Consider the following 24226-nt stretch of genomic DNA (forward strand, 5'->3'; position numbering starts at 1 on the left):
CTCGGCGGGGGTTCACAGCTCCTTGAGGAACCCGGAGTCGACGACGATGTCGGCGCCGGTGGTGCTGGCGGAGCGCGGGGAGGCCAGCAGGGCGACGGCGTCGGCGATCTCCTGGGGGTCGGCCAGGCGGCCGGTGGTGAGCGCCATCATCTCCGGGGCGACCTTGTCGATGACGGCGGCGCGGCCGGCGCCGGCCTGGGCGCCGATGATGTCGGCGGCGCCCCCGTCCTTGGTCCACCAGTCGGTGCGGACGGGGCCGGGCGAGACGCTGTTGACGCGGATGCCCTGCGGTCCGTACTCCTCCGACAGCCCCTTGGTGAGGTTGTTCATGCCGGCCTTGGCGGCGTTGTAGTCGACGTTCATCGGGGCGGGGTGGCGGGCGTTGACGCTGGAGACGTTGATGATGGAGCCGCCGCCGCGGGCGAGCAGGTGGGGAATGGCGGCGCGGATGGCGCGGACGGCCGAGAACAGGTTGAACTCGAACATGTCCCGCCAGTCGTCGTCGGTGGGCGTCATGAATCCGAAGCGGGGCAGGGTGGCGCCGGGCGGGGGGCCGCCGGCGTTGTTGACCAGGATGTCGAGGCCGCCGAAGTGCTGGACGGCGCGTTCGACGACCTGGCCGGGCGCGGCGGGGTCCATGAGGTCGACGGGGACGTGCAGCAGGCCGGGGCCGGCGAGGGCGTCCAGGCCGGGCCCGGTGGTGCGGGACGCGGCGGCGACTCGGGCGCCCTCGTCCAGGAGGGTGCGGGCGACGGCCAGCCCGATGCCCTTGGAGGCTCCGGTGACGACGGCGACCTTGCCGGTGAGACGCAGGTCCATGGTCGGCTCTTTTCTCTCGGGGACGATCTCACCGCGCTGAACCCCGGCACCGCGGCGGAGGTTGCGATGGGCATGATCCGTTTTGTCCGGCAACGAGGGAGGTGCGAGGTGGTGCCGGTCCCGCGCGGGCCGCGGGCGCGGACGGCGATCCTGCTGGCGCATTCGGTGATCACGCAGCTGCTCACGTTCGTGCTGCGGCCCACGATGACCTACCGGGCGCTGGAGTTGCAGGTGCCGCCCGCGGTGCTGGGGGCGCTGGCGGCGAGCTTCGCGATCGCGCCGCTGGTGCTGGCGCTGCCCGCGGGACGGCTGGTGGACCGGGTCGGCGAGCGTCGGGTCATGGTCGGCGGCGCGCTGCTGCTGACCGCCGCCTCGCTGGCGTTCCTGGTGCTCGGCGGCACGGTCGGCGGCCTGCTGGCGGCGAGCATGCTGCTCGGCACCGGCCATCTGGGCTGCGTGGTGGGGCAGCAGGCGCTGGTGGCCAACACGGCGGGGCGCGGGTCGTACGACACCGCCTTCGGCCACTACACCTTCGCGGCCTCGCTCGGGCAGGCCGCCGGGCCCGCGCTGATCGCGCTGTTCGGCGGGGCGCGGGCGATCCCGGACACCACCGCGATCTTCGCCTGGACGACCGGGATCGCCGCGGCGCTGGTGGTGCTGAGCGCGCTGCTGGCGGGCAGCGGCCACGCGCGGACCGGAGGCTCCCGCGCCGCCGAGGGCGGGGTGCGGACCCTCCTGCGGACCCCCGGCCTGCGGCGGGCACTGCTGACCAGCTGCGTCGTCCTCGCCACGCTGGACATCACGCTGTGCCGCCGCGCCCAGCGCTTACCTGCCCGCGCTGGGCGCCGAGCGGGGCCTGTCGTCGGGGACGGTCGGGGCGTTCCTGACCGTCCGCGGGCTGGCGTCGATGGGGTCGCGGTTCTTCCTGGGACGGCTCACCGCCGCGTTCGGGCGGCGGGCGGTGCTCGTCACGAGCACGACGGGCGCGGCGGTCGCGCTGGCGCTGGTGGCGGTCCCGCTGCCCGCGTGGGCGATCGGCGCGCTGCTGGTCGCGGTCGGGTTCGGGATGGGCGCGGGACAGCCGCTCACCATTTCGTGGCTGGCGGAGTCGGCGCCGCCGGGGCTGCGCGGGCGGGCGATGTCGCTGCGGCTGGCGGGCAACCGGACCGGCCAGATCCTCATCCGAGCGTGGCGGGGCTGCCGGCGGCGGGCACCGGGGCGGGCGGGGTGCTGTTCGCGTCCGCGCTCGGCCTCGGCTGGGCCGGTGTCGCCGCCCGGCGCCTGCCGTCCGGGCCGGGCTCATGATCCTCGGTGGGGATGCCCGGTCCCGCCCGCCGGGGCGCGTCCCCCCGTACGATGTCGTGCACCCACCCCAGCCGCCGGACCGGGCCGCGCGGCGATCATTGGAGGAAGTGGAGTGGGCGATATGCCGCAGGTCAGCGCACCCTCGGCCGGGCAGCTGCTGCAACTGGTCCGGCAGGGGCGGGCCCGGACCCGCCGTGACCTCATGGAGCTCACCGGGATGGCCCGGTCCACCGTCGCGCAGCGGGTCGAGCAGCTGGTCAGCGCCGGCTACCTGCGGGAGGGCGGGGTCGACGTCTCCACCGGCGGGCGGCGGCCCAACCTGCTGCGGATCGACGAGGGCTCGGCGGTGGTGCTGGCCGCGCACCTGGGCGCCACGCACGGCCGCGCCGCCGTCGTCGACCTGGCCGGCCGCACCCTCGCCGAGTCCGCCGGGCGGCTGAACGTGGCCGACGGCCCGGAGCCCACGCTGGCCTGGGCGACGTCCCGGTTCCACACGCTGCTGGCCGAGGCGGGACGGTCGACCGCGGAGGTGTGCGGCGTCGGCGTCGGCCTGCCCTGCCCGATCGACCGGCGCACCGGGCGGGTGATCCCCACCCCGATCCTGGCGGGCTGGCACGACCACGACATCGTGGCGGCGCTGGCCGGGCAGTTCCCCGGCCCGGTCGTGGCCGACAACGACGCCAACATGATGGCGCTCGGCGAGTTCACCGCGATCGACGACGACTCCTCCACGCTGGTGCTGGTCAAGGTCGGCACCGGCATCGGCGCCGGGATCGTGGAGGAGGGCCGGGTGCTGCACGGCGCGGGCGGCGCGGCCGGCGAGATCGGGCACATCCGGCTGCGCGGGTACGACGAGGTCGTCTGCGTGTGCGGCTCGCGCGGCTGCCTGGCCGCCGTCGCCAGCGGCGCCGCGCTGGCCCGGGAGCTGGCGCGCGAGCTGGGCGAGGCGGCGGGCCCGGTGCGGGAGACCGCCGACGTCGTCCGGCTGGTCGAGGCCGGCGACCCGGCGGCCGTCCACCGCACGCGGGAGGCCGGGCGGGTGCTCGGCGAGGTCCTCGCCACGCTGGTGAGCGTGACCAATCCCGGGGTGCTGGTGATCTCGGGCGGGCTGGCCCGCACCGGGGAGCATCTGCTGTCGGGCATCCGGGAGGTCGTCTACCAGGTCGCCCAGTACCGCTCCACCCGCGGGCTGCGGATCTCCGAGGGCCGGCTGGGCGAGCGGGCCGGGGTGATCGGCGCGGCGTCGATGGTGGTGGACCGGGTGCTGGCGGCCGAGGCGGTCGACGCCCGGATCGCGGAGCGGCGGCTCCCCTCCGGTTGACGCCCGGACGGGGCGTACGACCCGCCGCGCCGGGGTACGACGATCTCCATGGCCGCGGCTCCCGACCATGCGTCCACTCCTTCGACCCCGCCCCCGACCCCGACCGGCGGTGCCATGACCCGCCGATCCGTGCTGCGCGCCGGTCTCGTGACCGGTGCGGCGGCCGGAGCCGCCCCGCTGCTGTCGGGGTGCTTCGGGTTCGACACCACCGGGGGCGGCGGCGGCAAGCTGGTGTTCCTCTCCAGCCAGTTCATCGCCGTGGAGGAGGCGCAGCGGTTCCGGAGCGTGCTGCGGAAGGCCGCGCCCGGGGCGTCGTTCGTCCCGGCCGAGCCGTCCGCGTTCGCCACCCGGGTGTCCACGGAGGTAGAGAGCGGGCGGGTCGGCACGGGGGTCATCGGGGCGCTCTACGGGGAGCTGGCGCAGTTCGCGCCCGACCGCCTGGAAGACCTGTCCGACGTGGCCGCCAGACTCTCCGGCAACGGCTACACGCGCGACATGCTGGAGCTGGCCAGGTTCGGTACGGACAAGACGTACTTCATCCCCTGGATGCAGGCCACCTACATCCTCGCGGTCAACAAGAAGGCCCTGGAGCACCTTCCCCCTGGCGCGGACGTCAACAACCTCACCTACGACCAGTTCCTCGCCTGGGCCAAGGAGGCCCGCGCGAAGAACGGCAGGCCCGTGTTCGGGCTGCCGGGCGGGCCGAAAGGGCTGCTGCACCGGTTCGTCCAAGGGCACCTCTACCCGTCCTTCACCGGCGGCCAGATCACCACCTTCCGCAGCGACGACGCGGTGCGGATGTGGGAGTACGTCCGGGAGCTGTGGACGTACATGGTCCCGGCCAGCACCACGTTCGAGTTCATGCAGGAGCCCCTCACCTCAGGACAGGTGCAGGTCGCCTGGGACCACGTCGCCCGGCTGGCGGGCGCCCCGGCCGCCGCCCCGAACGACTACCTGATGGTCCCCAGCCCCGCGGGCCCCAAGGGACGCGGGTACATGAGCGTCCTGGCGGGCCTGGCCATCCCCAAGGGCGCCCCCAGGCGGTCCGAGGGCAAGAAGCTCATCGAGGCCCTCTCCAGGCCCGAGGTCCAGCTCGACGTGCTGCGCCAGAACGCCTTCTTCCCCGCCGTGAAGACCCCGATCCCCCGCGACCTGCCCATCGGGGTGCGGCTCGAGGCCCGCGCGGTCGACCTCCAGCAGCGGCACGGCCTGCTGGCCCTGCCCCCGGCCCGGCTCGGCACCCAGGACGGTGAGATGAGCGCCGCGTTCCGCAACACCTTCACCAGCATCGTGCTGGACGGGGACGACATCCGCGCCACCCTCGGCAAGCAGGCGAAGGTGATCCAGGAGCTGCTGGACGGCGCGCGGGCCCCCTGCTGGCGCCCCGACCCCGACAGCGGCGGCCGCACGTGCCGGGTCGCGTGATGGCGGGTCGCGCCGAGACCCCGGGCCGGTTCCCGCGGCTGCCCACGCCCTACCTGCTGCTCGTCCCGTCCGCGCTGTTCATGCTGGCGCTGTTCGCCTGGCCGCTGGTGCAGGGCGTCGCGACGGCGCTGCGCGACCCGTCCACCGGCACGGGGTTCGGCCTGGAGAGCTTCCGCCGGATGGTCGAGGACCCGGCCTTCTGGCCCGCCGTCCGCAACACCGTCCTGCTCATCGTGATCGTCCTGCCCGTGCAGTTCGCGCTGGCGATCGCGATGGCGCTGCTGCTGCGCGAGCGGCCCCGCCTGTCCGGCCTGTACTTCTACCTGTGGGCCGTGCCGCTGGCGATCTCCGACCTGGCGGCCGGGCTGGTGTGGCTGGCCGTCTTCGCCGACCAGGGGTACCTCAACTCCGCGATCGAGGCGCTCGGCGGCACGGGCCACGGCTGGCTGTCGTACCGGAACCCGGGGACGATGCTGCTGGCGGTCGTGCTGGCCGAGCTGTGGCGGGCGACCTCGCTGGTGTTCGTGATCCTGGTCGGCGGGCTCAGCGTGATCCCCAAGGAGTACGACGAGGCCGCGCAGGTCTTCGGCGCGACGCCGTGGCAGCGGCTGCGGCACGTCACGCTGCCGCTGCTGCGCCCCAGCATCCAGGTCGCGCTGATCCTGCGGACGATCCTGGCGCTCCAGGCGTTCGCGGTGGCGCAGGCCCTCACCGGGCGCGGCTTCCCGCTGCTGATCGGCGAGACCTACGAGTGGTACGTCAACCTGCAGAACCCCTACGTCGCCGCGGCGGTGGGCCTGGTGATCCTGGTGGTGTCGATGTTCACGGCCGTGGTGTACCTGCGGACGCTGCGGCAGCCCGACGTCGTCCGGGGCGCCCGGTGACGGCCGCGCGGGAGCGCCCGCCACCGGCCCGGCCCGCCCGGCGCGGCCGCCGCGCCCGCCGGAACCGCGCCCTGGTGCAGGCGGCGTGCGTCGCGATCTCGCTGTTCATGGTCGCGCCGATGTACCTGATCACCCTCGCCGCGTTCTCGTCCCCGGCCGCGCTGAACGAGTACCCGAAGTCGTTCCTGCCGACCAGCGTGTCGACGGAGACGATGAACGCGTTCCTGACCAGCACCGGCGTGGTGCCGGCGCTGCTCAACAGCTTGCTCGTCGGCCTGTTCACGGTGCTGCTGTCGCTGGCGCTGGGCGTCCCGGCCGGGTACGCGCTGGCCCGGTTCGTCTTCGGGGGCCGCGACTCCTACCAGCTGTTCCTGCTGTTCACGCGGGCGCTGCCGATCGTGGTGCTGTCGGTGCCGCTGGCCCGGCTGTTCATCACGATCAACGTGTCGGACACCGTCCTGGCGGTGACGCTGCTGCACACGGCGCTGGCGCTGCCGACCACCGTCCTGATCACGGCGAGCATCTTCGTCTCGGTGCCGCAGGACGTGGAGGAGGCGGCGCTGGTGTTCGGCTGCACGCCGCTCCAGGCGTTCCGGCAGGTCGTGGCGCCGCTGGCGCTGCCGGGGATGGCCGCGGCGGCCGTGTTCACCTTCGTCCTGTCGTGGAACGAGATCCTGGGCGCCGCCGTGCTGACCCTGACCCACCGGACGCTGCCCGCGCAGGTGCTCGGGTCGCTCCAGTGGAGCCCGCTGGCCTTCCGCTTCGCCGGGGGGTTCGCGCTGGTCGTCCCGGCCCTGCTGTTCATCTTCGTCATGCGCCGCTACCTGCTGAACATGTGGGGCACCACGCTCCGTTAGGGGGATCATGGCCGAGGTCGAGATCACCGGGCTGGAGAAGACCTATCCCGGCGGCGGGCGTCCCGCCGTCCGGGCGGTCTCCGCGACCGTGGCGGACGGGGAGCTGCTGGTGCTGCTGGGGCCCTCCGGGTGCGGCAAGACGACGCTGCTGCGGATGATCGCGGGCCTGGAGTCCCCGGACGCGGGCACGATCAGGATCGGCGGCGCCGACATCACCGACCGGCCGCCCCGCGAGCGGAACCTGTCGATGGTGTTCCAGTCCTACGCCGTCTTCCCGCACCGCACGGTCGCCCAGAACATCGGTTTCGGTCTCGCGATGCGCAAAGCGGCCAAGCCGGAGATCGAGTCCAAGGTGAAGTGGGCCGCCGGGCTGCTCCGCCTGGAGGACCTCCTGGACCGCTACCCCGCCCAGCTGTCGGGCGGGCAGCGGCAGCGCGTCGCGGTCGCCCGCGCGATCGTGATGGAGCCGGACGTGCTGCTCATGGACGAGCCGCTGTCCAACCTGGACGCGCTCCTGCGGCTCCAGTTCCGGGCCGAGCTGAAGAAGCTGCTCTCGGACCTGGGCACCACCTGCGTGTACGTGACGCACGACCAGGTGGAGGCGCTGTCGCTGGGGGAACGGGTCGCGGTCATGAACGAGGGCGAGATCGTCCAGGCCGGGGCCCCGCTGGAGGTGTACGACGCGCCCGCCTCGGTGTTCGTGGGCGGCTTCCTCGGCAGCCCGCCGATGAACTTCCTGGAGGCCGTCCTGGACGGGGACGGCATCGTGATCGAGGGGCAGCGGATCGCGGCGCCCCCGTCGTGGGAGCCGTCCGGGCAGGTCCTGGTCGGCGTCCGGGCCGAGACGATCACCGCGGAGACCGGCACCGGAGAGGGCGCGCTCCAGGCGACCGCCGAGGTGGTCGAGCCGCTCGGCAGCGCCACTTTGATCACCGCGCTGGTGGGCGGGCAGCGGCTCAAGGTGCAGGTCCCGGCCGATTTCAGGATCGCGACGGGTGACCGGATCCGGCTGCGGCCCCGCCCCGACCGGATGAGCCTGTACGACCCCCGCACCGGCCGGGTGATCTCCTAGTCCTACCCCGATGAAGCCGCAGGTCACACTGGCTTTGCCAACTATTGGGCAAGACTCGCGTCACCGGCCTCCGCCACCCCTGTCCGCGGCCCTCCCTGGCAGGTATGTTGCATAGGTGTTACGTCCGGGTTACGGTCCCTGCCCTTGCACCCGGGGACCCGTACGCGAGACTATGTCCGTCGTCGCGGACAAAGTGTCCGATTCTACGGACGAAGTAGGAGTTTCGTGACTGCAACCCCCTCGACCGAGGTCCCTCACCTCGGCCCTCGACCACAGCTGCAGAGGGTCGCCAGGCCGCAGCCTCGCGCGCTCACCAACGTCGAGACCGCGGCCAGGGCGGCCTACGCGCTGCGCGGCAACGACCGCGGCCGCCTCACCGTCGCCGCCCCGGGCCTTTACCCGCACATGTGGAGCTGGGACGCCGCGTTCATCGCCATCGGCCTGGCCCGGCTGTCCACCGACCGCGCACTGACCGAGCTGGAGACGCTGCTCTCCGCCCAGTGGCGCAACGGGAAGATCCCGCACATCGTCTTCTCCGACGGGGACGCCTCCTACGAGCCGGGCCCCAAGCGGTGGGCCTGCGGCGAGATCTCCGCCGACGCCCCCGGGGGCCCGGCCACCAGCGGCCTGATGCAGCCGCCGATCCACGGCATCGCGGTGCGCCGCGTGCTCGACTCGGCCCGCCGCGCCGGCCCGGTCGAGCGGCGCGCCGCCGCCGACCGGATCCGCGCCCTGTGGCCCCGGCTGCTGGCCTGGCACCGCTACCTGGCCGAGTACCGCGACCCCGACCGCCGCGGGCTGCTGACGATCTACCACGGCTGGGAGAGCGGGCTGGACAACTCGCCCCGCTGGGACGTCCCCTACGCGGCCGTCGTCCCGGCCAAGGCGTTCGTCCCGTTCCGGCGTGCGGACGTGCACGCGCTCGACTCGGTCGGCGGCGCCGCCGCGCAGCGTCCCACCGACGGCGACTACGCCCGCTACCAGTGGCTGATCGAGGAACTGCGGCAGGCCCGCTACGACGACGCCCGCGCCCGCGAGACGCTGAGCTTCCTGGTCGCCGACGTGTTCGCCAGCGCGATCTTCGCCGCCGCGGCCGGGGAACTGGCCTCCGTGGCCGACGAGCTCGCGCTGCCCGGCGGCGACGAGCTGATCGCCCAGGCCGAGCGGTTCCGCCGCGGCGTCGCCTCGACCATCGGCGACGACGGCTTCGCCACCGACCTCGACCTGCGCACCGGCCGCGTCCTGCGCACCAAGACCATCGCGGGCTTCGCCCCGCTGCTGTGCGGCGGCCTCTCGGAATCCCGGCGCCGCGGCCTCGTGAACGCGCTGTTCTCCCCCGACTGGTGCGGCCACCCCGGCCTGGCGGTGGCGCTGCCGCCCAGCACCAGCCCGTCCTCGCCCGCGTTCGACCCGGCCCGCTACTGGCGCGGCCCGCAGTGGCCCCCGATGACCTGGCTGCTGATCTGGGGCCTCGAACGCTCCGGCGAGCCCGAGGCCGCGGCCGTCCTGCGCGCCTCCGCCCTCGACCAGCTCTCCGACGGCCTGTTCGCCGAGTACTACCACCCCTTCACGGGCGAGCCCCTGGGCGCCCGCCCCCAGTCCTGGACGGCCGCCGTAGCCCTGGACCTGGCCCTAGCCGACTGACCAACCACGGCCCTGACCTCGTCGAGCGACTCCCGGATCTGTGCCAGGTCCGGCGATCCGGAAGGCGGCGATGGCCCCGGCCGGGTCAGCCTGCCACGCCGCGCCGCTGCAACTCGCCGTCCTTGCGGTCGCAGGCGCTCTGGCTCGTGCCGTGATCACAGCGGTCCTGAAGCCTCCGCAAGAAGCAGTGCCGCGAACGTGCCGCGGCACTGCTCCTCGGCTGCACGATGGTTCAGCCGGACTTCGTCACCGTGGTGGGCTGCCGGAGCCACGCCTCGCCCGTGATGGCGCTCAGGGAAGGCTGGTCGATGATCCCGATCGAGTTCCACGTGAACATTCCATAGCCCGGCTTCGACCCGTCGATTCCCGCGGGGACGTCGACATTGAGCTGTTGCGCCAGCCAGGAAAGGGAGCCGTAGCCGCACAGCGAGACGCAGTGATCCAGGTGCACATCTTCCTTGAACCCGGTGGCGAACCATCCCGTCGCGCCGTGTGTGCTGTGCCAGGCGGCTTCGATCTGGTCCGCCGCGATGGCGATCTTGACGGGGCCCGCGGCGATGGCGCTCTGCAGGATCCGGGAATCCGTCCAATCGACGGAATAGTAGGGGCCGTCATCGTAGGTCACGCCGGCGCCGGCGAATCCGTCGTCCTGCATCGCCTTCAGGACTTCGACGAGAGTGGCGCCCTCAAGAACACCGTGTGCCTTCGCCCATCTGATGACCTCGTCGTCCGAGATGAAGATCTCAGGGTCGTTGCACGCCTTGGCGAACGCTTCTTCGGCCGTGACGCAGTCGCCGTGCGTATCGTTGCCCCACATCGAGATCTTCTGGGGATACATCATGATGTTCGGGGGCGCCCCGATGCGGGCGGCATGGGGTACCGCGGCCGCGAGCGCGCTCCGGGGCGACGGGATCGCACCGCGTTTCAGTGCTTGATTCGGCATGCGGGTTCTCCTTACCTTGAGTTGAGTTCGCTAGATGCGAAGGCCTCAGGCCAGGTCACTCGTCCTTTTCGCTGTCGCTCTCCGGCGACGTGTCGGGTTCCCCTTCCTCGGCGTCTTCCTCGCCACCGTCCGGGATGTACGGCTCTGCCCTGTCAATTTCCGACTGGGGGCTCGGGAATGCGCCTCTCTTGGGCCTGAGAGGCCTGTCCGGCTCTCGTGGATCGTCCGATCCGCCGCCGCTTTCCGGTGTTTCCGTCATTGCATGCAGCCCTCACCTGCTTCGCGGACGGCGCACAATAGGGTCATCGCCGTCCCGCGCGCTCCTCATCCCCTGACCAGGACTTCAGTAACCTCGTTGCCGACAAAACGGCACATCTGATGCGCGGCGCCACCTCAATGGCCCAATTGTTTGGGCGAGTTTTATCCAGAATGGAGCATGAGCATACGGACGTACATCTGGGGCTCTCCGCGATAGTGGCGCGGCCACTCGATGCCGACACTGGGTGTGGCGCTCCCTGGAACGTTGCTGCCTGGTTGGCCTACTCCCGTTGGGCGAGGGTCGGGGCATGACGTTGAGAACTTCGCTGACGGTGGCGGCCGGATTGGTCCTGGTGACCGCCTGCGCCTCATCCAAGCCGGGCCCGCAAAACACGCACCCCTACGTCGGGATGTGGGTGACCAAGGACGGGCACATCCGCCAGGAGCTCCGTCCCGACGGGCGTTACGACGAGGCGCGCGGGGAGCGCCGCAGCGCGTACACCGGGAGCTACACGGTGCACGGCAGTCACATCGAGTACCGGGACGACACCGGTTTCACGGCCGACGGCGACTTCGCCGACCTGAACACCCTGCACCACGGCGGTTACGTCTTCTACCGGGAGCGATGAGAGCGGACCTCGGCGGCGTCCTCGACGGTCATGTCGAGCAGGATCATGGCGTCGTGGTCGGGGGTGCCGGGCTCGGCGTGGTAGACGCTGAGGCGGTGGCCGGGGGTGCCCTCAAGGATCATGCCCTGGTAGCCGAGGGTGAGGTCTCCCACGTCGGGGTGGTGGAGGGTCTTGGTGCCGGTGGTGTGGGGGCGGACGTCGTAGCGTTCCCAGAGCTTGGCGAACTCGGGGCTCTTGAGGAGGAGTTCGCCGACAAGGGCGGCCAGGTCGGGGGCGTCGGGGTCGGTGCCGGCCAGGGCGCGCAGGCGGGCGACGCAGCCCCGGACCTGGGTGTTCCAGGAATCGAACAGGGTGCGGGCCGTGGGGTGCAGGAAGGTGTAGCGGGCCAGGTTGCGGTGTTTGGCGGGCCAGTCCCCCATCCCCGCGTACAGGCGCAGCCCGGCGGGGTTGGCGGCCAGGACGTCCATGGTGCGGCTGAGGACGAGGGTCGGATGCGGGCGCAAGCCCTCCAGCAGCAGCTTGACGCCGGGTTTGACGGTACGGCTGGGGGCGGACGGGCGTTCGGGGAGGTGGCGGGCGGCGCGGACGGCCAGTTCGAGCAGGTGTTCGTGCTCGGGCTCGCCCAGCTGCAGGGCGCGGGCGAGGGCGTCCACGACGGCGGGGCTGGGCCGGGCCTCGCGGCCGCGTTCAAGCCGGGTGTAGTAGTCGACGCTCACGCCGGCGAGGGTCGCGATCTCCTCGCGGCGCAGCCCAGGGGTGCGGCGTAGCCCGGGGCCGACGGTGAGGCCGGCCTGGTCGGGCGTGACCTCCTCGCGGCGGGCCCGCAGGAACCGTCCCAGCTCCGTCCCGCCGTGCTTCTCACCTGCCATGACCCCAGTCTTATACCCACCGGACGGGCCGTGAGGGGCCCTCTCACACCCCCGAACAGCCCGGCCTGTCACCGAACGGGCACGCGCGGCAGTGTGGAGGTCGAGGGGAGTTGTCCATTGCGTGCGACGTTGATCTACGGCGCCGGTGACGTTCGGGTGGAGGACGTGCCCGACCCGGTGCTGCGCGAACCGACCGACGCGCTGGTGCGGGTGCTGCGCTCGTGCATCCGCGGCAGCGACCTGTGGCCGTCCGGCGTGGTCAAGGACACCGGGTCGCGGGTGTCCGGCCTCGAACGGGGCGACGTGGTCGTCGCGCCGTTCGTGTGGGCCGACAACACCTGCGATTTCTGCCGTGCGGGGCTGCAGACGTCCTGCCGGCACGGCGGCCAGTGGGGCGCGCCGGGGGTGGACGGCGGCCAGGGCGAGGCGGTCCGGGTCCCGCAGGCCGAGGGCACGCTGGTGAAACTGCCGGTCGGCGAGGACTCGGCGCTGCCGACCCTGTCGGAGGTGTTCCCCACCGGCCACCACTGCGCGGTGACCGCCGGGGTGAACCCGCGCGCCACCGTCACGGTGATCGGGGACGGCGCGGTCGGCCTGTCGGCGGTGCCGGGTGCCGAGCGGATCATCCTGATGGGACGGCACAAGGACCGCACCGGCCGGGGTCGTGACTTCGGCGCGACCGACGTGGTCGCCGAGGGCGTCGAGCGGGTCCGGGAGCTGACCGGCGGGGACGGCACGCACACCGTGCTGGAGCGCGTCGGGCTGGAGCAGGCGATCGAGACGGTGTTCGGCGCGGTGCGGCATGGTCAGCCGGGTCGGCGCCCCGCCGTACCGATGGGCTTTCCTCCTGCGCAACATCACCCTGACCGGCGGGGTGGCCCCGGCCCGCGCGTACATCGAGGAGCTGCTGCCCGACATCCTGGACGGCCGGATCGAGCCGGGCCGGGTGTTCGACACCACGATCGGCCTGGACCAGGTGCCCGACGGCTACCGCGTGATGGCCGGCCGCCAGGCCCTCAAAGTCCTCCTGACGAAAAGAGGCGCACCATGAAGCACACCACCCTGGGAGACCTGGACGTCTCCCGCATCGGCCTCGGCACCATGGGCATGTCCTTCGGCTACACCGGGGCGGGCAGCGACGACGCCGAGTCCATCCGCACCATCCACAGGGCGCTGGAGCTGGGTGTCACCTTCCTCGACACCGCCGAGGTCTACGGGCCCTACCTCAACGAGGAACTCCTCGCCCGCGCCCTCAAGGGCCGCCGCGACCAGGTCGTGCTGGCCACCAAGTTCGGCATGATCTCCCACGCGCACGGCGAGCTGGGACGCCTGGACAGCAGCCCGGCCAACGTCCGCAGGGCCGTCGAGGGCTCGCTCGCGCGGCTGGGCACCGACCACATCGACCTGTACTACCAGCACCGCGTGGACCCGGGCACGCCGATCGAGGAGACCGTCGGCGCCCTGGCCGAGCTGGTGGAGCAGGGCAAGATCGGCCACATCGGCCTGTCGGAGGCGGGGCCCGACACGATCCGCCGCGCCCACGCCGTCCACCCGGTCACGGCTGTCCAGTCGGAGTACTCGCTGTGGACCCGGGACGTGGAGGAGCGCGTGATTCCGGTGGTTCGCGAGCTGGGCATCGGCTTCGTCCCCTACTCACCTCTGGGCCACGGCTTCCTCACCGGGCAGATCCGCTCGCCCGAGCAGTTCGACGAGACCGACTGGCGCAGGACGAGCCCGCGCTTCACGGGCGAGAACTTCGAGCGCAACCTGGCCCTCGCCGACCAGGTGCAGGCCATCGCCGCCGAGGCGGGCCGCACGCCCGCGCAGGTCGCCCTGGCCTGGCTACTGGCCAAGGGCGAGCACATCGTCCCGATCCCCGGCACCAAGCGGGTCTCCCGCGTGGAGGAGAACGTCGCCGCCGACGGCGTCGAGCTGACCCCCGACCAGATCCACAGCCTCGATAACCTGCCCCCGGCCGCGGGCGACGACCACAACGAGGAACAGATGCAGATGATCGAACGCTGAATGGAGGAATCCGCCATGGAAGTCCTGCAGAAGCGCCCGTCCAGCAAGGGCCCGTCCGAGTGGTTCACCGGCGATGTCTGGTTCGACGTCATCTACGCCGGTAACGAACCGTCCCGCATGCGGGTCAACCTCGTCCGCTTCGCCCCCGGCTCACGTACCGCCTGGCACCGCCATGCCGTCGGGCAGACCCTGCACGTCACCGAGGGCATCGGCCTGGTCCAGTCCCGGGGTGGCGAGATCGTCGTGATGCGGCCGGGCGACACCGTCCACACCCCGCCCGGCGAATGGCACTGGCACGGCGCCGCCCCGGACCACTTCATGGCCCACCTGGCCATGTGGGAGGGCCCCGCCGAACCAGGCGTCCCCGAAACCGAATGGGGCGACCACGTCACCGACGCCGAGTACAACGCCCCCGCCTGACGCCCCGGTCCGAGGCCGTGTCTCGAAAGATCGCCGCCCTTTCTGGTGATCCTCTTCTAGCGCGAATGCAAACCGTCAGGGCTGCTCTTGGTTAGGAAACAGGTAATCGGGGACGGTGACCTGGTGGGCTCGCTCGTTGAGGGCCGCGGTGATCCGGTTGCAGGCCAGGTTGAACCCGGAGACGAAATCACCACCGACGCGCCCGGAACCGCCCGAGGTGAATCTTGCCTGGTCACGCAGTTCCTTCGCGAGTGCGTTGCGCCAGTCAATCTCCTCCTTGGCGATGCTCGCGCTAGACCATGCGTGAGCGATGCGCTGCTGGAGTTCACGGCGCTCATCCTCCGCTGCGCCGAGATAATCCACGACCGCATCCAGCAGATTCAGCTCTGGGAGTTGGAGGATGAGCCTGATGGCCGTCGGCATCCCGTCACGGACGCCGCTGTAGGCCCCCCCAATGCTCTAGGACGGAGGCGGCCCTTTTGGCCAGCGCCATGTGCCAGGCGTCCCGATCATCGCCTATGGAATCGCGGAGTTCGAGCAGCCGCCTCAACTCAATGCTGGGCTTACTGAACCCAAGGGCCGAACTTGCAGAGTCCGCAGGTGTGGGAAACAACGCGTTGCTGCCGTCCCGCCGGATCTCGGCGACGCGTCCTTCCAAACGTTCACCAAAGGCTCGCACACCGGCCTCATAGCCCTCGATGAACCTTGGGTGGACAGGTTTTGCCCTGTCCAGAGCAGCGCGGGCCTCCGCCTGGAGTGCATCTGCCAGCCCACGGCCCGTTCCGCTGAACGCGACACCGAAATCACGTCCGCGTTCCTCGTCGATCTCCTTGGTGAGCCCGACGATGTCGCTCTCGACGCGAACCCACTGTTCGCGGGCACCGTCCAGCCTTCCCAGCTCGTCGGTGAGCACGTTAAGTACTTCACGTGCAAGCGCCCTGGGGACTTCGGGGTCGGATACTTGAAGCGTTCTGTGCATCGCATCGGCGAGCCTGGTCTTGCGCTGCTCGTTTCCTCCCGGAAAGAAGTCCCCGGGGTCGGGACGTCGTTGTTCTTCTTCTCTGCCACCTATCGACGACCGCACCACCAGCGTCCTCCACAAAGGACCGACTCGCCGAGTTCATCCCCGCAGACCCTAGCGTGCATCCTGCGCACCCCGAATACAACACAGTCGGATACGACAGGACACCGGTCCGCTGCCCGTGGCCAAGATCGTCGCCCACTGGGAGATGTGCTGTGGGGAGGTGGAGGAGGACGAGTTCCTGGACGAGGGCGACGAGCCATGGTGGCACCCGCTGTGGCTGCCGTTCGCCGAGTTGGACGGTGACTCGCAGATCATCGATCTGCGGCCGGGTCCGGGATACGGGCGGCTCGGCTCGGCAGCGCATGACGACGCCGGGAACGTCGCGAACGCGTGGCCCAGCCTCGGCGCCTACCTGACCGAGACCGCGGACGCGCTGGAGACCGGCGGGGCCGTACGGGTGTGGCACCCGTACCTCATCGGCGGCCGCGAGCTGTGGTGGACGTTCGCCGGTGAGACCGAGCTGCACGGCCGCCCCCTCCACCCGGCACCGCCGAACTGACCCGTCCCCTTGGACGGTTCGCGCTCACCGCTGGCCGGAGAAGCCCCGGAAAACACCGTCGCCGTCGGCGCTGTCGGCGAACTCGAAGAAGTCCATGTTCGCCAGCGAAAGGTTGACCTCGATCGACGGCAGCTCGCTCGGGATCACCCGGAACGTCCGGCCGTCCGACTCCCGCAGGTCCACGAGCAGGATCGGCATCTCGACCGATGAGATCGTCGTGCGGTCCACCACGGCGACGAACGGGTCTTCGATGGCCTCGGGGAGCCGGGCGAGGACACCCTCCACCGACGCGTCTTCGTACGTCCTGCGCTCCCAGAACTCCGGCGGGTACATGTACCCGATCTCGCCGGGCTCGTCGATCGCCGTCCGGACGGCCTTCCAGCGGCCCTCATCCGAAAAGTCCGTGCGAATCACCAACATGACGGCCTCCGAACCCGGTCAGACGTCCAACGCGCCGTCCTTGATCTGCGTCACAAGATCGCTGAAGCAAGCCGGGGCAAGAGCAAGGTGGCCGACCTCCTGAGCCTTGCTGTCCCGGACACCAACAGCCTTGCTTTCCAGATCCGCCAGCTCGACACAATTTCCCTGCTGCGTCCCACTGCGGCTGGACTTGCGCCACACCAACTCACTCACTTAGCGCCTCCATCACCTGTCGGATCAGATCCCTTGACGGCCCCTCGGGCAGGGCCTTCGCGCTGATCCGGTCGTACCGCACGTGAAATTTTCTCACGTCAGGAGGCGCGGAGACCAGCCGACCACCCTCGGGAGACTCAGCGTAGGCCACCTCACCGAAATCATCCCCCGACATACGGACAAAACTGCCATCCAGCCCAGGGCAGGCCCCCGTCTGCCAGCTCCGAGGGACCACCCGGACCACGAAGTTCGACAGTTCCGCGCATTCCAGGAGGCGAGCGAGCTGGGCTCGCATGATCTCAGGGCTTCCGATCGGCCACTCCAGCGCGTTCTGCGAGAGGATCGTGGTGAAGTGCGGAGGGGATACCCTGTTAAAGATCAGTTGACGTTCAATGCGCTCCCGCAGCAATTGATCAGCAAGGTTGGCGTCACCTGAGATCAGCAAGGCTCGCGCATAATCCTCTGTCTGCAGCAAGCCCGGAACGACCTGCGCCTCAAAGGCGCTGATGACTCCTGCACGCACTTCCAGATCCAGGTATTGGGCGAACCACTGGGGGTCGTGGCCGAGGCTGGCGTACCAGACCAGGAGGCCGAAAAGGCCTCCGGTGTCCCATTCTTTGTCGATCATCTCGGCCTCCTGCCAATCGAGCCGCTCCTGGCCGATCTCGATGCGGGACACCTTGGACTTGCCGACCTTCATGATGCGTCCCATGGCTTCGCCTGACAGGCCAGCCTGGTTACGACGAAAGCGCAGGTAGAAGGCGATGAAGGCCCACATGCTCGACTTGGGGTTGGGGAGCTGATCGGGGGTGCGCTTGGTCGCCATCGTTCCTTCTCCTGTCCCAGCTTTTCCCGTAACTACGCTGTACACACGACAAGTTACTCGCTGTAGAGAATCCTGTGGGCTAGATCACATGAATCGAGCGGGGAGGTCGAGATGGTGTCTGGGACGGTCGCATCTGGGGCGGTGGAGCAGCGGGATCTGCTGGCGGCTCGGGCCTCGGTGGGGGTGGCTCGGAGGTTCGTCACCGGGACGCTCCGGGGGTGGGGGTTGGAGCGTTACGAAGAGGCGGCGGTGGCGATCATCAGCGAGCTCGCCACGAACGCGGTGGAAGTCTCGGCGCCGGGCGAGACCGTGCGGGTCCACCTGAGCCGTCGGGAAGGGGAGCTCTGGCTCGGGGTTCGGGACGGGGCGGGCGGGGTCCGGCCCGTGCTCCGGGAGGTCGTCGGGTCGGTGGAGGACCTGGATGCCTCCGGTGCCGATTTCGGGGGGTGGGGGTTGCGCCTGGCGCGGCACTACGCGGACCGGTTCTGGGTCGAGGCGGCGGACGAGCCGGGGTGCAAGTGGGTGTGCGCGGCGATCGACATCACCCGAAGGGGACCTTGCGAAGCATGATGCGGTCCCGGAGGCGATCCGGCGCAGCGTGGGGGCGCCCTTGGCCTCGCGGCCGACGCGAGGCAGCCGTGGACGAAGGCCCCGGAAAATTCGGCCACCAGCGCCGTCCTGCCGTGCGGGTGCCGGCCACACCCGAATGGGTTGCACGTGGCCACTCGATGCGGACGGTCATGCACAGCCAGTAGAGCCACACGATGTACCTGGTTCGGCGACGGCGCCCGTCGGGTGGGCCGGAGGCCCGACTCTCTTAACTCCGCCCGCTCGGCTCACAGGGGAAGAAGGGGAGTTGATCACATGACGAACGCACAGGAGGAGGCTGACGCCCAGGTGCGCACCAGCCGTCCGTCCCTCAGGTCGGCCACGTCCAGGCCGGTGATGATCGTGGCCTCCGTCGGCGTAGCCGCGATGTTCGCGAGCTTTCTGGTCGGCCGCGGCACCGCGCCCGCGCCCGGTGACGGCTCCACCCCCGACCTTCCGGACGCGGCGCCGGGTGTCACCTCGCTCGACCAGGTCCGCTCGTCGTACGGGTATCGCGGCTGGCCCACCCTCGGCAACCGGAGCAACGACCGTGCCCAGGCCCGGGAGGCGCTGGGAATCCTGGTCGACCACGGCACCTCCCCCGGCACCAAGGTGCGTGCGTTGGGCGGCGCCTACCCCACGGACGTGGACTCCCCCGACGACGTCGAGCACTCCCGACTGCTGTTCTCCGGGACGGTCACCGACGGCGGCCACCGGAAAGACCTCTACTCGCCGGGCAAGCCCGAAGGCCCTCGTCCCGGGTGGGTCTCCCTGATGACGTCGAACCGCTACCTGCTGATGTACAACCCTGTGCGCAACGGAAACGGGACGGTCCTCACCGCGCCGCCGCATCCCAGCATGGGCGCCCGGCCGACCGGCGAAGGCCCGCCCGTGTCGCTCGTCTGGGACGCTCCGGATGATCCTTACTATTCCTATTCATCGGGGGACGTCACGCTCGTCATGCCGCCCTGGCTGACCAACCTGCGCTTTTCCAGCCTCGGCAATGTCCCCGCCGGAGGAGACCCCCTCGCCTGGCATCCGGCGAAGACTCAGGAAGGCGGTACGGCGACGGTGCCGCCGCAGGTTGAGATCGACCCTTCGTCCGGCGAGGAGAAGGACGAGGGCCCCAGGAACCCCCACGACGGGTGCGGCGAGGCCGTCCTGCTGCGTGCCGACGACCGGTCCGGTCCCGATGGGGTCCGCCAGGTGACCTACCTCTACAAACCGGGTTTTCCCTATCCCATCGAGCTGACCTACTACCCGACGCCCGAGGCGGCTCGGAAAGGGCAGCACGACGTCGCGGCGCTGGACCGGCTGCACATCCGCTACGCCGCGGGCGCACTGCTGTGCGACGAGGCGATCTCTGGCGGCGACATTCCCGTGGAAGTGACCTGGCGGGAGCTGTGGCAGGGTGAGACGGGCGGCGACGAGGGCCGGCGGAAGACGGTTCTCAGCGAGGACCTCACTCTCATCACGGGCCGCCGCGCGTCGTCCACCCTCCACACCGTCGTCGCCGTCGACACCGACGTGCAGATGGACGTCCGCTACCCGGACTACCGTGTGCTGACCGGCAGCCAGGACGTCACCGCGGCGTCCCGATCCACCAACGATTCCAGGCCGCGGCGGACCAGGGACGTGGCCTGCCTGCCCGACGGTGACCGGGTCAGAGTGATCGGACCGAAGAACGCCCGCGAGATTCGCCTGTTCGACCCCGCGAGCGGCCGCGTCCGGTCCACGGCGGGCAACACCGCCACGTTCCCCAAGGACGGGCTGCCCCAGCGACTCAGTGATCTTCAGGCGATCGCGGTGACCGGCGGAAACGAGCAGCCGCAGTCGGCGCCGTGCGGCGTCCCGCCTGAGAGCTGAGCCCTCAAACAGTCGCTCACAAGCCCGTCCGGCTGGACGCCCTCACAAGAAGGTGGTTCGGCTGCCCCGGCCAGGGCTTGGCCGCGCCGCTGCCGGGCGCACTGGGCAGAGCGGGCCTTCGTACCGGCCGACACCGCCGACCACCGGGCCGTTGCCGCCTGGGAGGAGCCTCACCGGTCGCTGTCGGCGTCCTGGCCGGTGCCGCGATCGTCGTCGTCTTCGTGTCGGTCGGCGGCGGATTGTGCCCGCCGGTCGAAGTCGTCCTGCGCTGAATCGCTGTGCGGATCATGCGCCGCGGCTGACTGGATCCGCGCCGCGGCGTCCTTGTCCATCGGCGTCTTACTCATACCCGGCCCCTACCCGCCCGGTTGTCCACGTCCACATCACTCGAAGGGGACCATGCGGAGCATGATGCGGTCCCACAGGCGGAGGGACGAGCCCGCGCAGGGTGGGGGCAGCCTGACCGGCCCGAACACGTTGGTCTCGAACTGGCTGCGCAGGTCGCCCACCGACAGTTCCTCGGCCACGCCGCCGAGGGCGTAGCCCGCGTTGTTGACCAGCGCGCCGGCGACGTTGTGCTCGGCCTTGACGGCCCGGACGCAGGACGCGTCGTCGGTGACGTCCAACTCCAGGGTGCGGCAGCCCCCCTCGGCGAGCGCGGCGGGCGGTGGCCCAGGTCGGGACGCCCGCGCGGGCCAGGGCGAGGGCGGCGTCCTCTCGGCCCGACGGGCGAGGGTCCGCCGTTGCGCCACCGGGACGAGCGGTCCCGCGCCCGCGCGGGCCTCATGTCGCTTGTTCGGCGGGCGGGACCCTCACGGGGTGACGATGTCGAAGTCGCGGTCGACATCGTCGAGAAGGCCGATCAGCGTGTTGAGCGCGCTGGGGTAGCCCTCGGTCTGGATGCCGTCGAGGTCGCCGGTCGCGACGAGTTGGAGCAGTTGCGGTTTGGTGAGGGTCAGGGTGAGGTCGGCCGGGGAGCCGTCGTGGACGCGGGTCCGGGTGAGGACGCCGTTGGCGAGGGTGAGCCTCATCTCCTGCTTCAGGTCGGTGAAGTTCCAGTCGATGGTGAGGCGGGTGTCCCAGGCGCGCGGGCCGTCGACCCGGATGGCGAGGGAGTCGAAGACCTGGTCGACGCTGAGGGCGGCCATGACGTCCGGCGCGGCGGTGTCGACGGCGGTGGGGGCCTTGTTGCCTCGCAGTTCCTCGGCGCCCTGCAGGTAGAAGTTCCGCCAGGTGCCGTTCTCGCTGCCGTGGCCGAGCCTGTCGTAGACCTGGGCGAGGAGTTCGCAGGCGGTGGTGTTGTCCGGGTCGGCGAAGACGACGTAGTTGAGGACCTGTGCGGCCCAGCGCCATTCGCCGTCCTCGACGGCGGTCGCGGCCTTGGCCAGGGCGGCGTCGGCGCCGCCCATGTACTCCACGTGCTTCTTCGCCGACTCCTCGGGCGGCAGTTCCCACAGGTGGGCGGGGTTGCCGTCGAACCATCCGAGGTAGCGCTGGTAGATGGCCTTGACGTTGTGGGAGACCGAGCCGTAGTAGCCGTGGGCGTGCCAGGCCCGTTCCAGCGCGGGCGGCATCTGGATCAGCTCGGCGATCTCGTTGCCGGTGTAGCCCTTGTTAATCATCCGCAGGGTCTGGTCGTGCAGGTAGGCGTACAGGTCGCGCTGCTGGGTCAGGAACGTGGTGAGCTCGCGGGTGCCCCACGTCGGCCAGTGATGGGAGGCGAACAGGACGTCGGCGCGGTCGGCGAACAGTTCGATCGCCTCGGTGAGGTAGCGGGCCCACACGCGCGGGTCGCGGACGAGCGCGCCGCGCAGCGTCAGCAGGTTGTGCAGGTTGTGGGTGGCGTTCTCGGCCATGCACAGGGCGCGGCGGTCGGGGACGAGGAAGTTCATCTCGGCGGGGGCCTCGGTGCCCGGAGTCATCTGGAACACGAGGCGGACACCGTCGACCACCTCCTCCTGGCCGGTCTCGGTGATGGACAGCGTGGGTTCGATCAGCGAGATCGTGCCGGTCGAGGTGTTCTGGCCGAGTCCGGCGCCGATCTGGCCGGCGGCGCCCCTGGGCAGCTCCGTCCCGTACATGAAGATGGCGCGCCGGTTCATGGCGGTCCCGGCGTAGACGTTCTCGGCGACGGCGTGCTCCAGGAATCCGGCCGGGGCGATGATGGGGATCTCCGCACCTTCGGGCACGACTCCGCGTACGCCGCCGAAGTGGTCGGCGTGCGAATGGGTGTAGATCACCGCCTTCACCGGTCGGTCGCCCCGGTGCTCGCGGTAGAGCGCCAGCGCGGCCTCGGCGCATTCGGTGGACAGCAGCGGGTCCACGACGACGACGCCCTCGTCGCCCTCGATGAAGGAGATGTTCGACAGGTCGAAGCCGCGCACCTGGTAGACCCCGACGGCCACCTGGAACAGGCCGTGCCTGGCGTTCAGCAGGGACTGCCGCCACAGGCTCGGGTTCGCCGTCTCCGGGCAGTCGGGTCCGAGGAAGTCGTAGGCGGCCAGGTCCCAGACGGTCCGGCCGGAGGCGTCCCGGATCGCGGGATTCGACGCCGTACCGATGAAGCCCTTGTCGGCGTTCTCGAAGTCGGTCCGGTCATCGGGCTGCGGCTGAACGTCCACGGCTTGTCCATTCCCGGCTTATCCCCAATTGAGCACCAGTCGGAGGGCAAGAGCTCGTGGAGGGCTCAGGTGGTGGGGGGCAGGACGGCCGCGTCGAAGATGGCCGCCACGTCGGGACCGAGCAGGGTGGCGGGGTCGGAGCGGGTCTGGAGCAGCGCCATCAGCAGCGACATCACGATGGGGACCAGACCTCGGGCGAACTGGTCGGGGTCGATGTCCGCGCGGACCTGCCCCGCCTTCTGCTGGACGCGCAGTCGCCGCGCGGTCTCGGCGCGCAACTGGTCCAGGGCGGGGATGGTCATGAGCCGCACGGTGTACTCGGGTTCGAGACCGGCGACGATGCGGCGGGCGAGCGGGTGCCGTTCCAGCGCGTCCAGGAGGGCGATGATCAGCGAGGCGCGCCAGTGGTCGATGGAGATGTCACCGGTGAGTCCGGCCAGTCCCTCCTCGATGACGGGTGCCGCGTCCGCGTCGACGGCGGCGATGAACAGGTCCTCCTTGCCGGCGAAGTAGGCGTACGGGGCCGTGCCGCTCAGCCCGGCGGTCCGGGCGATCTCGGCGACCGAGGTCCGGCGGTATCCGTCCCGCCCGAACCGGGTGATGGCCGCTTCGAGCAGGGCCTGGCGAGTCCGCTCGCTCTTCGTCATGGCTGCGCTCACCGCTTCACTCTACTCAAAATTGAGAGATTGAGTGAATCACTGAAATCGTCTACTTTGGGAGTGAGCGATCATCAAGGAGGGCCTCCGTCATGATCAGCAACGCGGTGCGCGTCGAGCGGCTCAACAGGGCCTCGCTGCGCCGGGTCATCGAACCCGATGTCGAGGTCGCCGGCGAGCCGACCCAGGAGCAGATCGTCCCCGACGAGCTGCTGTCGGTGGCCGGGCTGGACCTGGAGCTCGGCCCGGAGCAGCGGGCGCGGCTGGCCCGCGAGGAACTCGCGTCGATCTTCCACAACGGGATCATGTTCGAGGCGGTGCTGATGGCCGGGTTCGCCTACCAGATGGCCCTGGGCGCCGACATCACCGATCCGCGCTTCACCTACGCGCTCCACGAGATCGGGGAGGAGACCCGGCACTCGCGGCTGTTCGTCCGGCTGTTCCGGCAGCTCGCACCCGAGCAGCGCAACCCGTTCATCGGCGGGCGCTGGGCCACCCGGCTCTACCGGCTCGCCCTGCCGAAGCTGATCAAACGACCGGCCACCCTCGACGCCTTCGTGCTGGCCGGGGAGGAGGTCCCCGACCTGCTGCAGAAGCGGCTCGCCGAGCATCCCGAGACCGACCCCTACATCGCCGCGGTCAGCCGCTACCACCGTGCCGAGGAGGCCCGGCACCTCGCCTTCGCCCGCACCACGCTCGGCGAGCACTACGCCGCGACGACCTGGTCCGACCGCTTCGCGGTCCGCTGGATCGTCCCGGTGGCGGTCGTGGTGATGTTCGACCTGATGATCCAGCCGTACGTGTACGAGACCGTCGGCCTCCCGCCCTGGCGCACCTGGCGGGCCGTGCGGCGGCAGCGCGCCGAACTGCGCCGCGAGTGCGCCCGCGCGGTCCTCAAGGCCCTCACCGACGCGGGCGTCGTCCGGCCCGGCGCCGCGCCGCCCCTGTGGCGGCGCGTCACATGACGACGAGCGAGAGAGGA

General features: G+C 70.8%; 25 protein-coding genes and 2 pseudogenes. 15 read left to right on the forward strand and 12 right to left on the reverse strand.

What is annotated here, in order from left to right; all coding sequences use genetic code 11:
• Positions 1 to 12: 12 nt before the first annotated feature.
• The gene (locus tag ACZ466_RS13325; protein ID WP_378287591.1) at positions 13 to 819 is read right to left on the reverse strand and encodes an SDR family NAD(P)-dependent oxidoreductase; all 807 of its coding nucleotides are present in this window, start codon (positions 817 to 819) and stop codon (positions 13 to 15) included.
• A gap of 72 nt (positions 820 to 891) precedes the next feature.
• Here ACZ466_RS13325 and ACZ466_RS13330 point away from each other — a divergent pair.
• The 8 genes and pseudogenes from ACZ466_RS13330 to ggh all read left to right on the forward strand — a co-directional run.
• A pseudogene (locus ACZ466_RS13330) lies at positions 892 to 1587 on the forward strand (MFS transporter); the annotation flags it as partial.
• A gap of 88 nt (positions 1588 to 1675) precedes the next feature.
• Positions 1676 to 1939, forward strand: a pseudogene (locus ACZ466_RS13335) (MFS transporter); the annotation flags it as partial.
• A gap of 306 nt (positions 1940 to 2245) precedes the next feature.
• The gene (locus tag ACZ466_RS13340) at positions 2246 to 3445 is read left to right on the forward strand and encodes an ROK family transcriptional regulator (protein WP_378287589.1); all 1200 of its coding nucleotides are present in this window, start codon (positions 2246 to 2248) and stop codon (positions 3443 to 3445) included.
• A 114-nt stretch (positions 3446 to 3559) separates the two neighbouring features.
• Positions 3560 to 4870, forward strand: a complete 1311-nt coding sequence (locus ACZ466_RS13345; protein ID WP_378287588.1) for an ABC transporter substrate-binding protein — start codon at positions 3560 to 3562, stop codon at positions 4868 to 4870.
• Complete coding sequence (locus ACZ466_RS13350; RefSeq protein WP_378287587.1) at positions 4870 to 5754, forward strand: carbohydrate ABC transporter permease; 885 nt, start codon at positions 4870 to 4872, stop codon at positions 5752 to 5754. Before ACZ466_RS13345 ends, ACZ466_RS13350 begins: the two co-directional genes overlap by 1 nt.
• On the forward strand, positions 5751 to 6611 hold the full coding sequence (locus ACZ466_RS13355; protein ID WP_378287586.1) for a carbohydrate ABC transporter permease: 861 nt from the start codon (positions 5751 to 5753) through the stop codon (positions 6609 to 6611). Before ACZ466_RS13350 ends, ACZ466_RS13355 begins: the two co-directional genes overlap by 4 nt.
• Before the next feature lie 7 nt (positions 6612 to 6618).
• Complete coding sequence (locus ACZ466_RS13360; RefSeq protein WP_378287585.1) at positions 6619 to 7683, forward strand: ABC transporter ATP-binding protein; 1065 nt, start codon at positions 6619 to 6621, stop codon at positions 7681 to 7683.
• A gap of 225 nt (positions 7684 to 7908) precedes the next feature.
• Entirely contained in the window at positions 7909 to 9327 is a 1419-nt protein-coding gene (gene ggh, locus ACZ466_RS13365) for a glucosylglycerate hydrolase (protein WP_378287584.1), read from the forward strand.
• A gap of 232 nt (positions 9328 to 9559) precedes the next feature.
• Here the strand turns inward: ggh and ACZ466_RS13370 are convergent, their stop codons facing one another.
• Complete coding sequence (locus ACZ466_RS13370; protein ID WP_378287583.1) at positions 9560 to 10270, reverse strand: hypothetical protein; 711 nt, start codon at positions 10268 to 10270, stop codon at positions 9560 to 9562.
• 566 nt (positions 10271 to 10836) lie between these two features.
• Between ACZ466_RS13370 and ACZ466_RS13375 the strand changes: the two genes are divergently transcribed.
• Positions 10837 to 11157, forward strand: a complete 321-nt coding sequence (locus ACZ466_RS13375) for an Atu4866 domain-containing protein (RefSeq protein WP_378287582.1) — start codon at positions 10837 to 10839, stop codon at positions 11155 to 11157.
• On the opposite strand, the gene ACZ466_RS13380 is transcribed toward ACZ466_RS13375, so the two are convergent.
• Complete coding sequence (locus ACZ466_RS13380) at positions 11142 to 12026, reverse strand: helix-turn-helix transcriptional regulator (protein WP_378287581.1); 885 nt, start codon at positions 12024 to 12026, stop codon at positions 11142 to 11144. The two genes, ACZ466_RS13375 and ACZ466_RS13380, sit on opposite strands and share 16 nt — an antisense overlap.
• Positions 12027 to 12143: 117 nt before the next feature.
• Here ACZ466_RS13380 and ACZ466_RS13385 point away from each other — a divergent pair, with 117 nt between their 5' ends.
• Positions 12144 to 14051 (forward strand): aldo/keto reductase, encoded by a 1908-nt coding sequence (locus ACZ466_RS13385; protein WP_378287580.1) that lies wholly within the window; start codon positions 12144 to 12146, stop codon positions 14049 to 14051.
• 15 nt (positions 14052 to 14066) lie between these two features.
• A complete protein-coding gene (locus ACZ466_RS13390; RefSeq protein ID WP_378287579.1) occupies positions 14067 to 14471 on the forward strand; it encodes a (R)-mandelonitrile lyase in 405 nt (134 codons plus the stop codon).
• A gap of 75 nt (positions 14472 to 14546) precedes the next feature.
• Here the strand turns inward: ACZ466_RS13390 and ACZ466_RS13395 are convergent, their stop codons facing one another.
• Together ACZ466_RS13395 and ACZ466_RS13400 are read right to left on the reverse strand one after the other, a co-directional pair.
• Positions 14547 to 14894 (reverse strand): hypothetical protein, encoded by a 348-nt coding sequence (locus tag ACZ466_RS13395; protein ID WP_464043572.1) that lies wholly within the window; start codon positions 14892 to 14894, stop codon positions 14547 to 14549.
• A 4-nt stretch (positions 14895 to 14898) separates the two neighbouring features.
• Positions 14899 to 15558: a hypothetical protein gene (locus tag ACZ466_RS13400; RefSeq protein ID WP_464043574.1), complete on the reverse strand. Its 660-nt coding sequence runs from the start codon at positions 15556 to 15558 to the stop codon at positions 14899 to 14901.
• A gap of 115 nt (positions 15559 to 15673) precedes the next feature.
• Between ACZ466_RS13400 and ACZ466_RS13405 the strand changes: the two genes are divergently transcribed.
• Entirely contained in the window at positions 15674 to 16054 is a 381-nt protein-coding gene (locus ACZ466_RS13405) for an SMI1/KNR4 family protein (RefSeq protein ID WP_378287577.1), read from the forward strand.
• 24 nt (positions 16055 to 16078) lie between these two features.
• Here the strand turns inward: ACZ466_RS13405 and ACZ466_RS13410 are convergent, their stop codons facing one another.
• From ACZ466_RS13410 to ACZ466_RS13420, 3 genes are read right to left on the reverse strand one after another with little or no spacing between them, the layout of a single operon-like run.
• Positions 16079 to 16474, reverse strand: coding sequence for a DUF6924 domain-containing protein (locus ACZ466_RS13410; RefSeq protein ID WP_378287576.1), 396 nt, complete (start codon positions 16472 to 16474; stop codon positions 16079 to 16081).
• A gap of 18 nt (positions 16475 to 16492) precedes the next feature.
• Positions 16493 to 16687 (reverse strand): DUF397 domain-containing protein, encoded by a 195-nt coding sequence (locus ACZ466_RS13415; protein ID WP_378287575.1) that lies wholly within the window; start codon positions 16685 to 16687, stop codon positions 16493 to 16495.
• Positions 16680 to 17513 (reverse strand): helix-turn-helix domain-containing protein, encoded by an 834-nt coding sequence (locus tag ACZ466_RS13420; protein WP_378287574.1) that lies wholly within the window; start codon positions 17511 to 17513, stop codon positions 16680 to 16682. The genes ACZ466_RS13415 and ACZ466_RS13420 overlap by 8 nt, the downstream gene beginning before the upstream one ends.
• 111 nt (positions 17514 to 17624) lie before the next feature.
• On the opposite strand from ACZ466_RS13420, the gene ACZ466_RS13425 reads away from it, so the two are divergent.
• Together ACZ466_RS13425 and ACZ466_RS13430 are read left to right on the forward strand one after the other, a co-directional pair.
• Complete coding sequence (locus tag ACZ466_RS13425; RefSeq protein ID WP_378287573.1) at positions 17625 to 18083, forward strand: ATP-binding protein; 459 nt, start codon at positions 17625 to 17627, stop codon at positions 18081 to 18083.
• A gap of 294 nt (positions 18084 to 18377) precedes the next feature.
• Positions 18378 to 19967 (forward strand): hypothetical protein, encoded by a 1590-nt coding sequence (locus ACZ466_RS13430; RefSeq protein ID WP_378287572.1) that lies wholly within the window; start codon positions 18378 to 18380, stop codon positions 19965 to 19967.
• Positions 19968 to 20137: 170 nt separating this feature from the next.
• On the opposite strand, the gene ACZ466_RS13435 is transcribed toward ACZ466_RS13430, so the two are convergent.
• From ACZ466_RS13435 to ACZ466_RS13450, 4 genes are all read right to left on the reverse strand, one after another.
• Positions 20138 to 20314, reverse strand: a complete 177-nt coding sequence (locus tag ACZ466_RS13435) for a hypothetical protein (RefSeq protein WP_378287571.1) — start codon at positions 20312 to 20314, stop codon at positions 20138 to 20140.
• Positions 20315 to 20350: 36 nt separating this feature from the next.
• Positions 20351 to 20719: a Rossmann-fold NAD(P)-binding domain-containing protein gene (locus ACZ466_RS13440; RefSeq protein WP_378287569.1), complete on the reverse strand. Its 369-nt coding sequence runs from the start codon at positions 20717 to 20719 to the stop codon at positions 20351 to 20353.
• Positions 20720 to 20779: 60 nt separating this feature from the next.
• Positions 20780 to 22588 carry an alkyl/aryl-sulfatase gene (locus ACZ466_RS13445; RefSeq protein WP_378287568.1) on the reverse strand — a complete coding sequence of 603 codons (1809 nt, stop codon included), beginning with the start codon at positions 22586 to 22588 and terminating at the stop codon, positions 20780 to 20782.
• A 65-nt stretch (positions 22589 to 22653) separates the two neighbouring features.
• Positions 22654 to 23247, reverse strand: coding sequence for a TetR/AcrR family transcriptional regulator (locus ACZ466_RS13450; RefSeq protein WP_378287567.1), 594 nt, complete (start codon positions 23245 to 23247; stop codon positions 22654 to 22656).
• A gap of 89 nt (positions 23248 to 23336) precedes the next feature.
• Between ACZ466_RS13450 and ACZ466_RS13455 the strand changes: the two genes are divergently transcribed.
• A complete protein-coding gene (locus ACZ466_RS13455; RefSeq protein WP_378287566.1) occupies positions 23337 to 24209 on the forward strand; it encodes a diiron oxygenase in 873 nt (290 codons plus the stop codon).
• Positions 24210 to 24226 lie beyond the last annotated feature (17 nt).

The sequence above is a fragment of the Actinomadura rugatobispora genome (genome assembly GCF_055379765.1).

Excerpts from the sequence above, each read along its gene's own strand:
- ACZ466_RS13420 (WP_378287574.1), bottom strand. The coding sequence starts at position 17,513 with ATGGCGACCAAGCGCACCCCCGATCAGCTCCCCAACCCCAAGTCGAGC.
- ACZ466_RS13425 (WP_378287573.1), top strand. The coding sequence starts at position 17,625 with ATGGTGTCTGGGACGGTCGCATCTGGGGCGGTGGAGCAGCGGGATCTG.
- ACZ466_RS13360 (WP_378287585.1), top strand. The coding sequence starts at position 6,619 with ATGGCCGAGGTCGAGATCACCGGGCTGGAGAAGACCTATCCCGGCGGC.
- ACZ466_RS13455 (WP_378287566.1), top strand. The coding sequence starts at position 23,337 with ATGATCAGCAACGCGGTGCGCGTCGAGCGGCTCAACAGGGCCTCGCTG.
- ACZ466_RS13435 (WP_378287571.1), bottom strand. The coding sequence starts at position 20,314 with ATGAGTAAGACGCCGATGGACAAGGACGCCGCGGCGCGGATCCAGTCA.
- ACZ466_RS13325 (WP_378287591.1), bottom strand. The coding sequence starts at position 819 with ATGGACCTGCGTCTCACCGGCAAGGTCGCCGTCGTCACCGGAGCCTCC.
- ACZ466_RS13350 (WP_378287587.1), top strand. The coding sequence starts at position 4,870 with ATGGCGGGTCGCGCCGAGACCCCGGGCCGGTTCCCGCGGCTGCCCACG.
- ACZ466_RS13395 (WP_464043572.1), bottom strand. The coding sequence starts at position 14,894 with ATGCCGACGGCCATCAGGCTCATCCTCCAACTCCCAGAGCTGAATCTG.
- ACZ466_RS13370 (WP_378287583.1), bottom strand. The coding sequence starts at position 10,270 with ATGCCGAATCAAGCACTGAAACGCGGTGCGATCCCGTCGCCCCGGAGC.
- ACZ466_RS13380 (WP_378287581.1), bottom strand. The coding sequence starts at position 12,026 with ATGGCAGGTGAGAAGCACGGCGGGACGGAGCTGGGACGGTTCCTGCGG.
- ACZ466_RS13410 (WP_378287576.1), bottom strand. The coding sequence starts at position 16,474 with ATGTTGGTGATTCGCACGGACTTTTCGGATGAGGGCCGCTGGAAGGCC.
- ACZ466_RS13375 (WP_378287582.1), top strand. The coding sequence starts at position 10,837 with ATGACGTTGAGAACTTCGCTGACGGTGGCGGCCGGATTGGTCCTGGTG.
- ACZ466_RS13345 (WP_378287588.1), top strand. The coding sequence starts at position 3,560 with ATGACCCGCCGATCCGTGCTGCGCGCCGGTCTCGTGACCGGTGCGGCG.
- ACZ466_RS13340 (WP_378287589.1), top strand. The coding sequence starts at position 2,246 with ATGCCGCAGGTCAGCGCACCCTCGGCCGGGCAGCTGCTGCAACTGGTC.
- ACZ466_RS13430 (WP_378287572.1), top strand. The coding sequence starts at position 18,378 with ATGACGAACGCACAGGAGGAGGCTGACGCCCAGGTGCGCACCAGCCGT.
- ACZ466_RS13390 (WP_378287579.1), top strand. The coding sequence starts at position 14,067 with ATGGAAGTCCTGCAGAAGCGCCCGTCCAGCAAGGGCCCGTCCGAGTGG.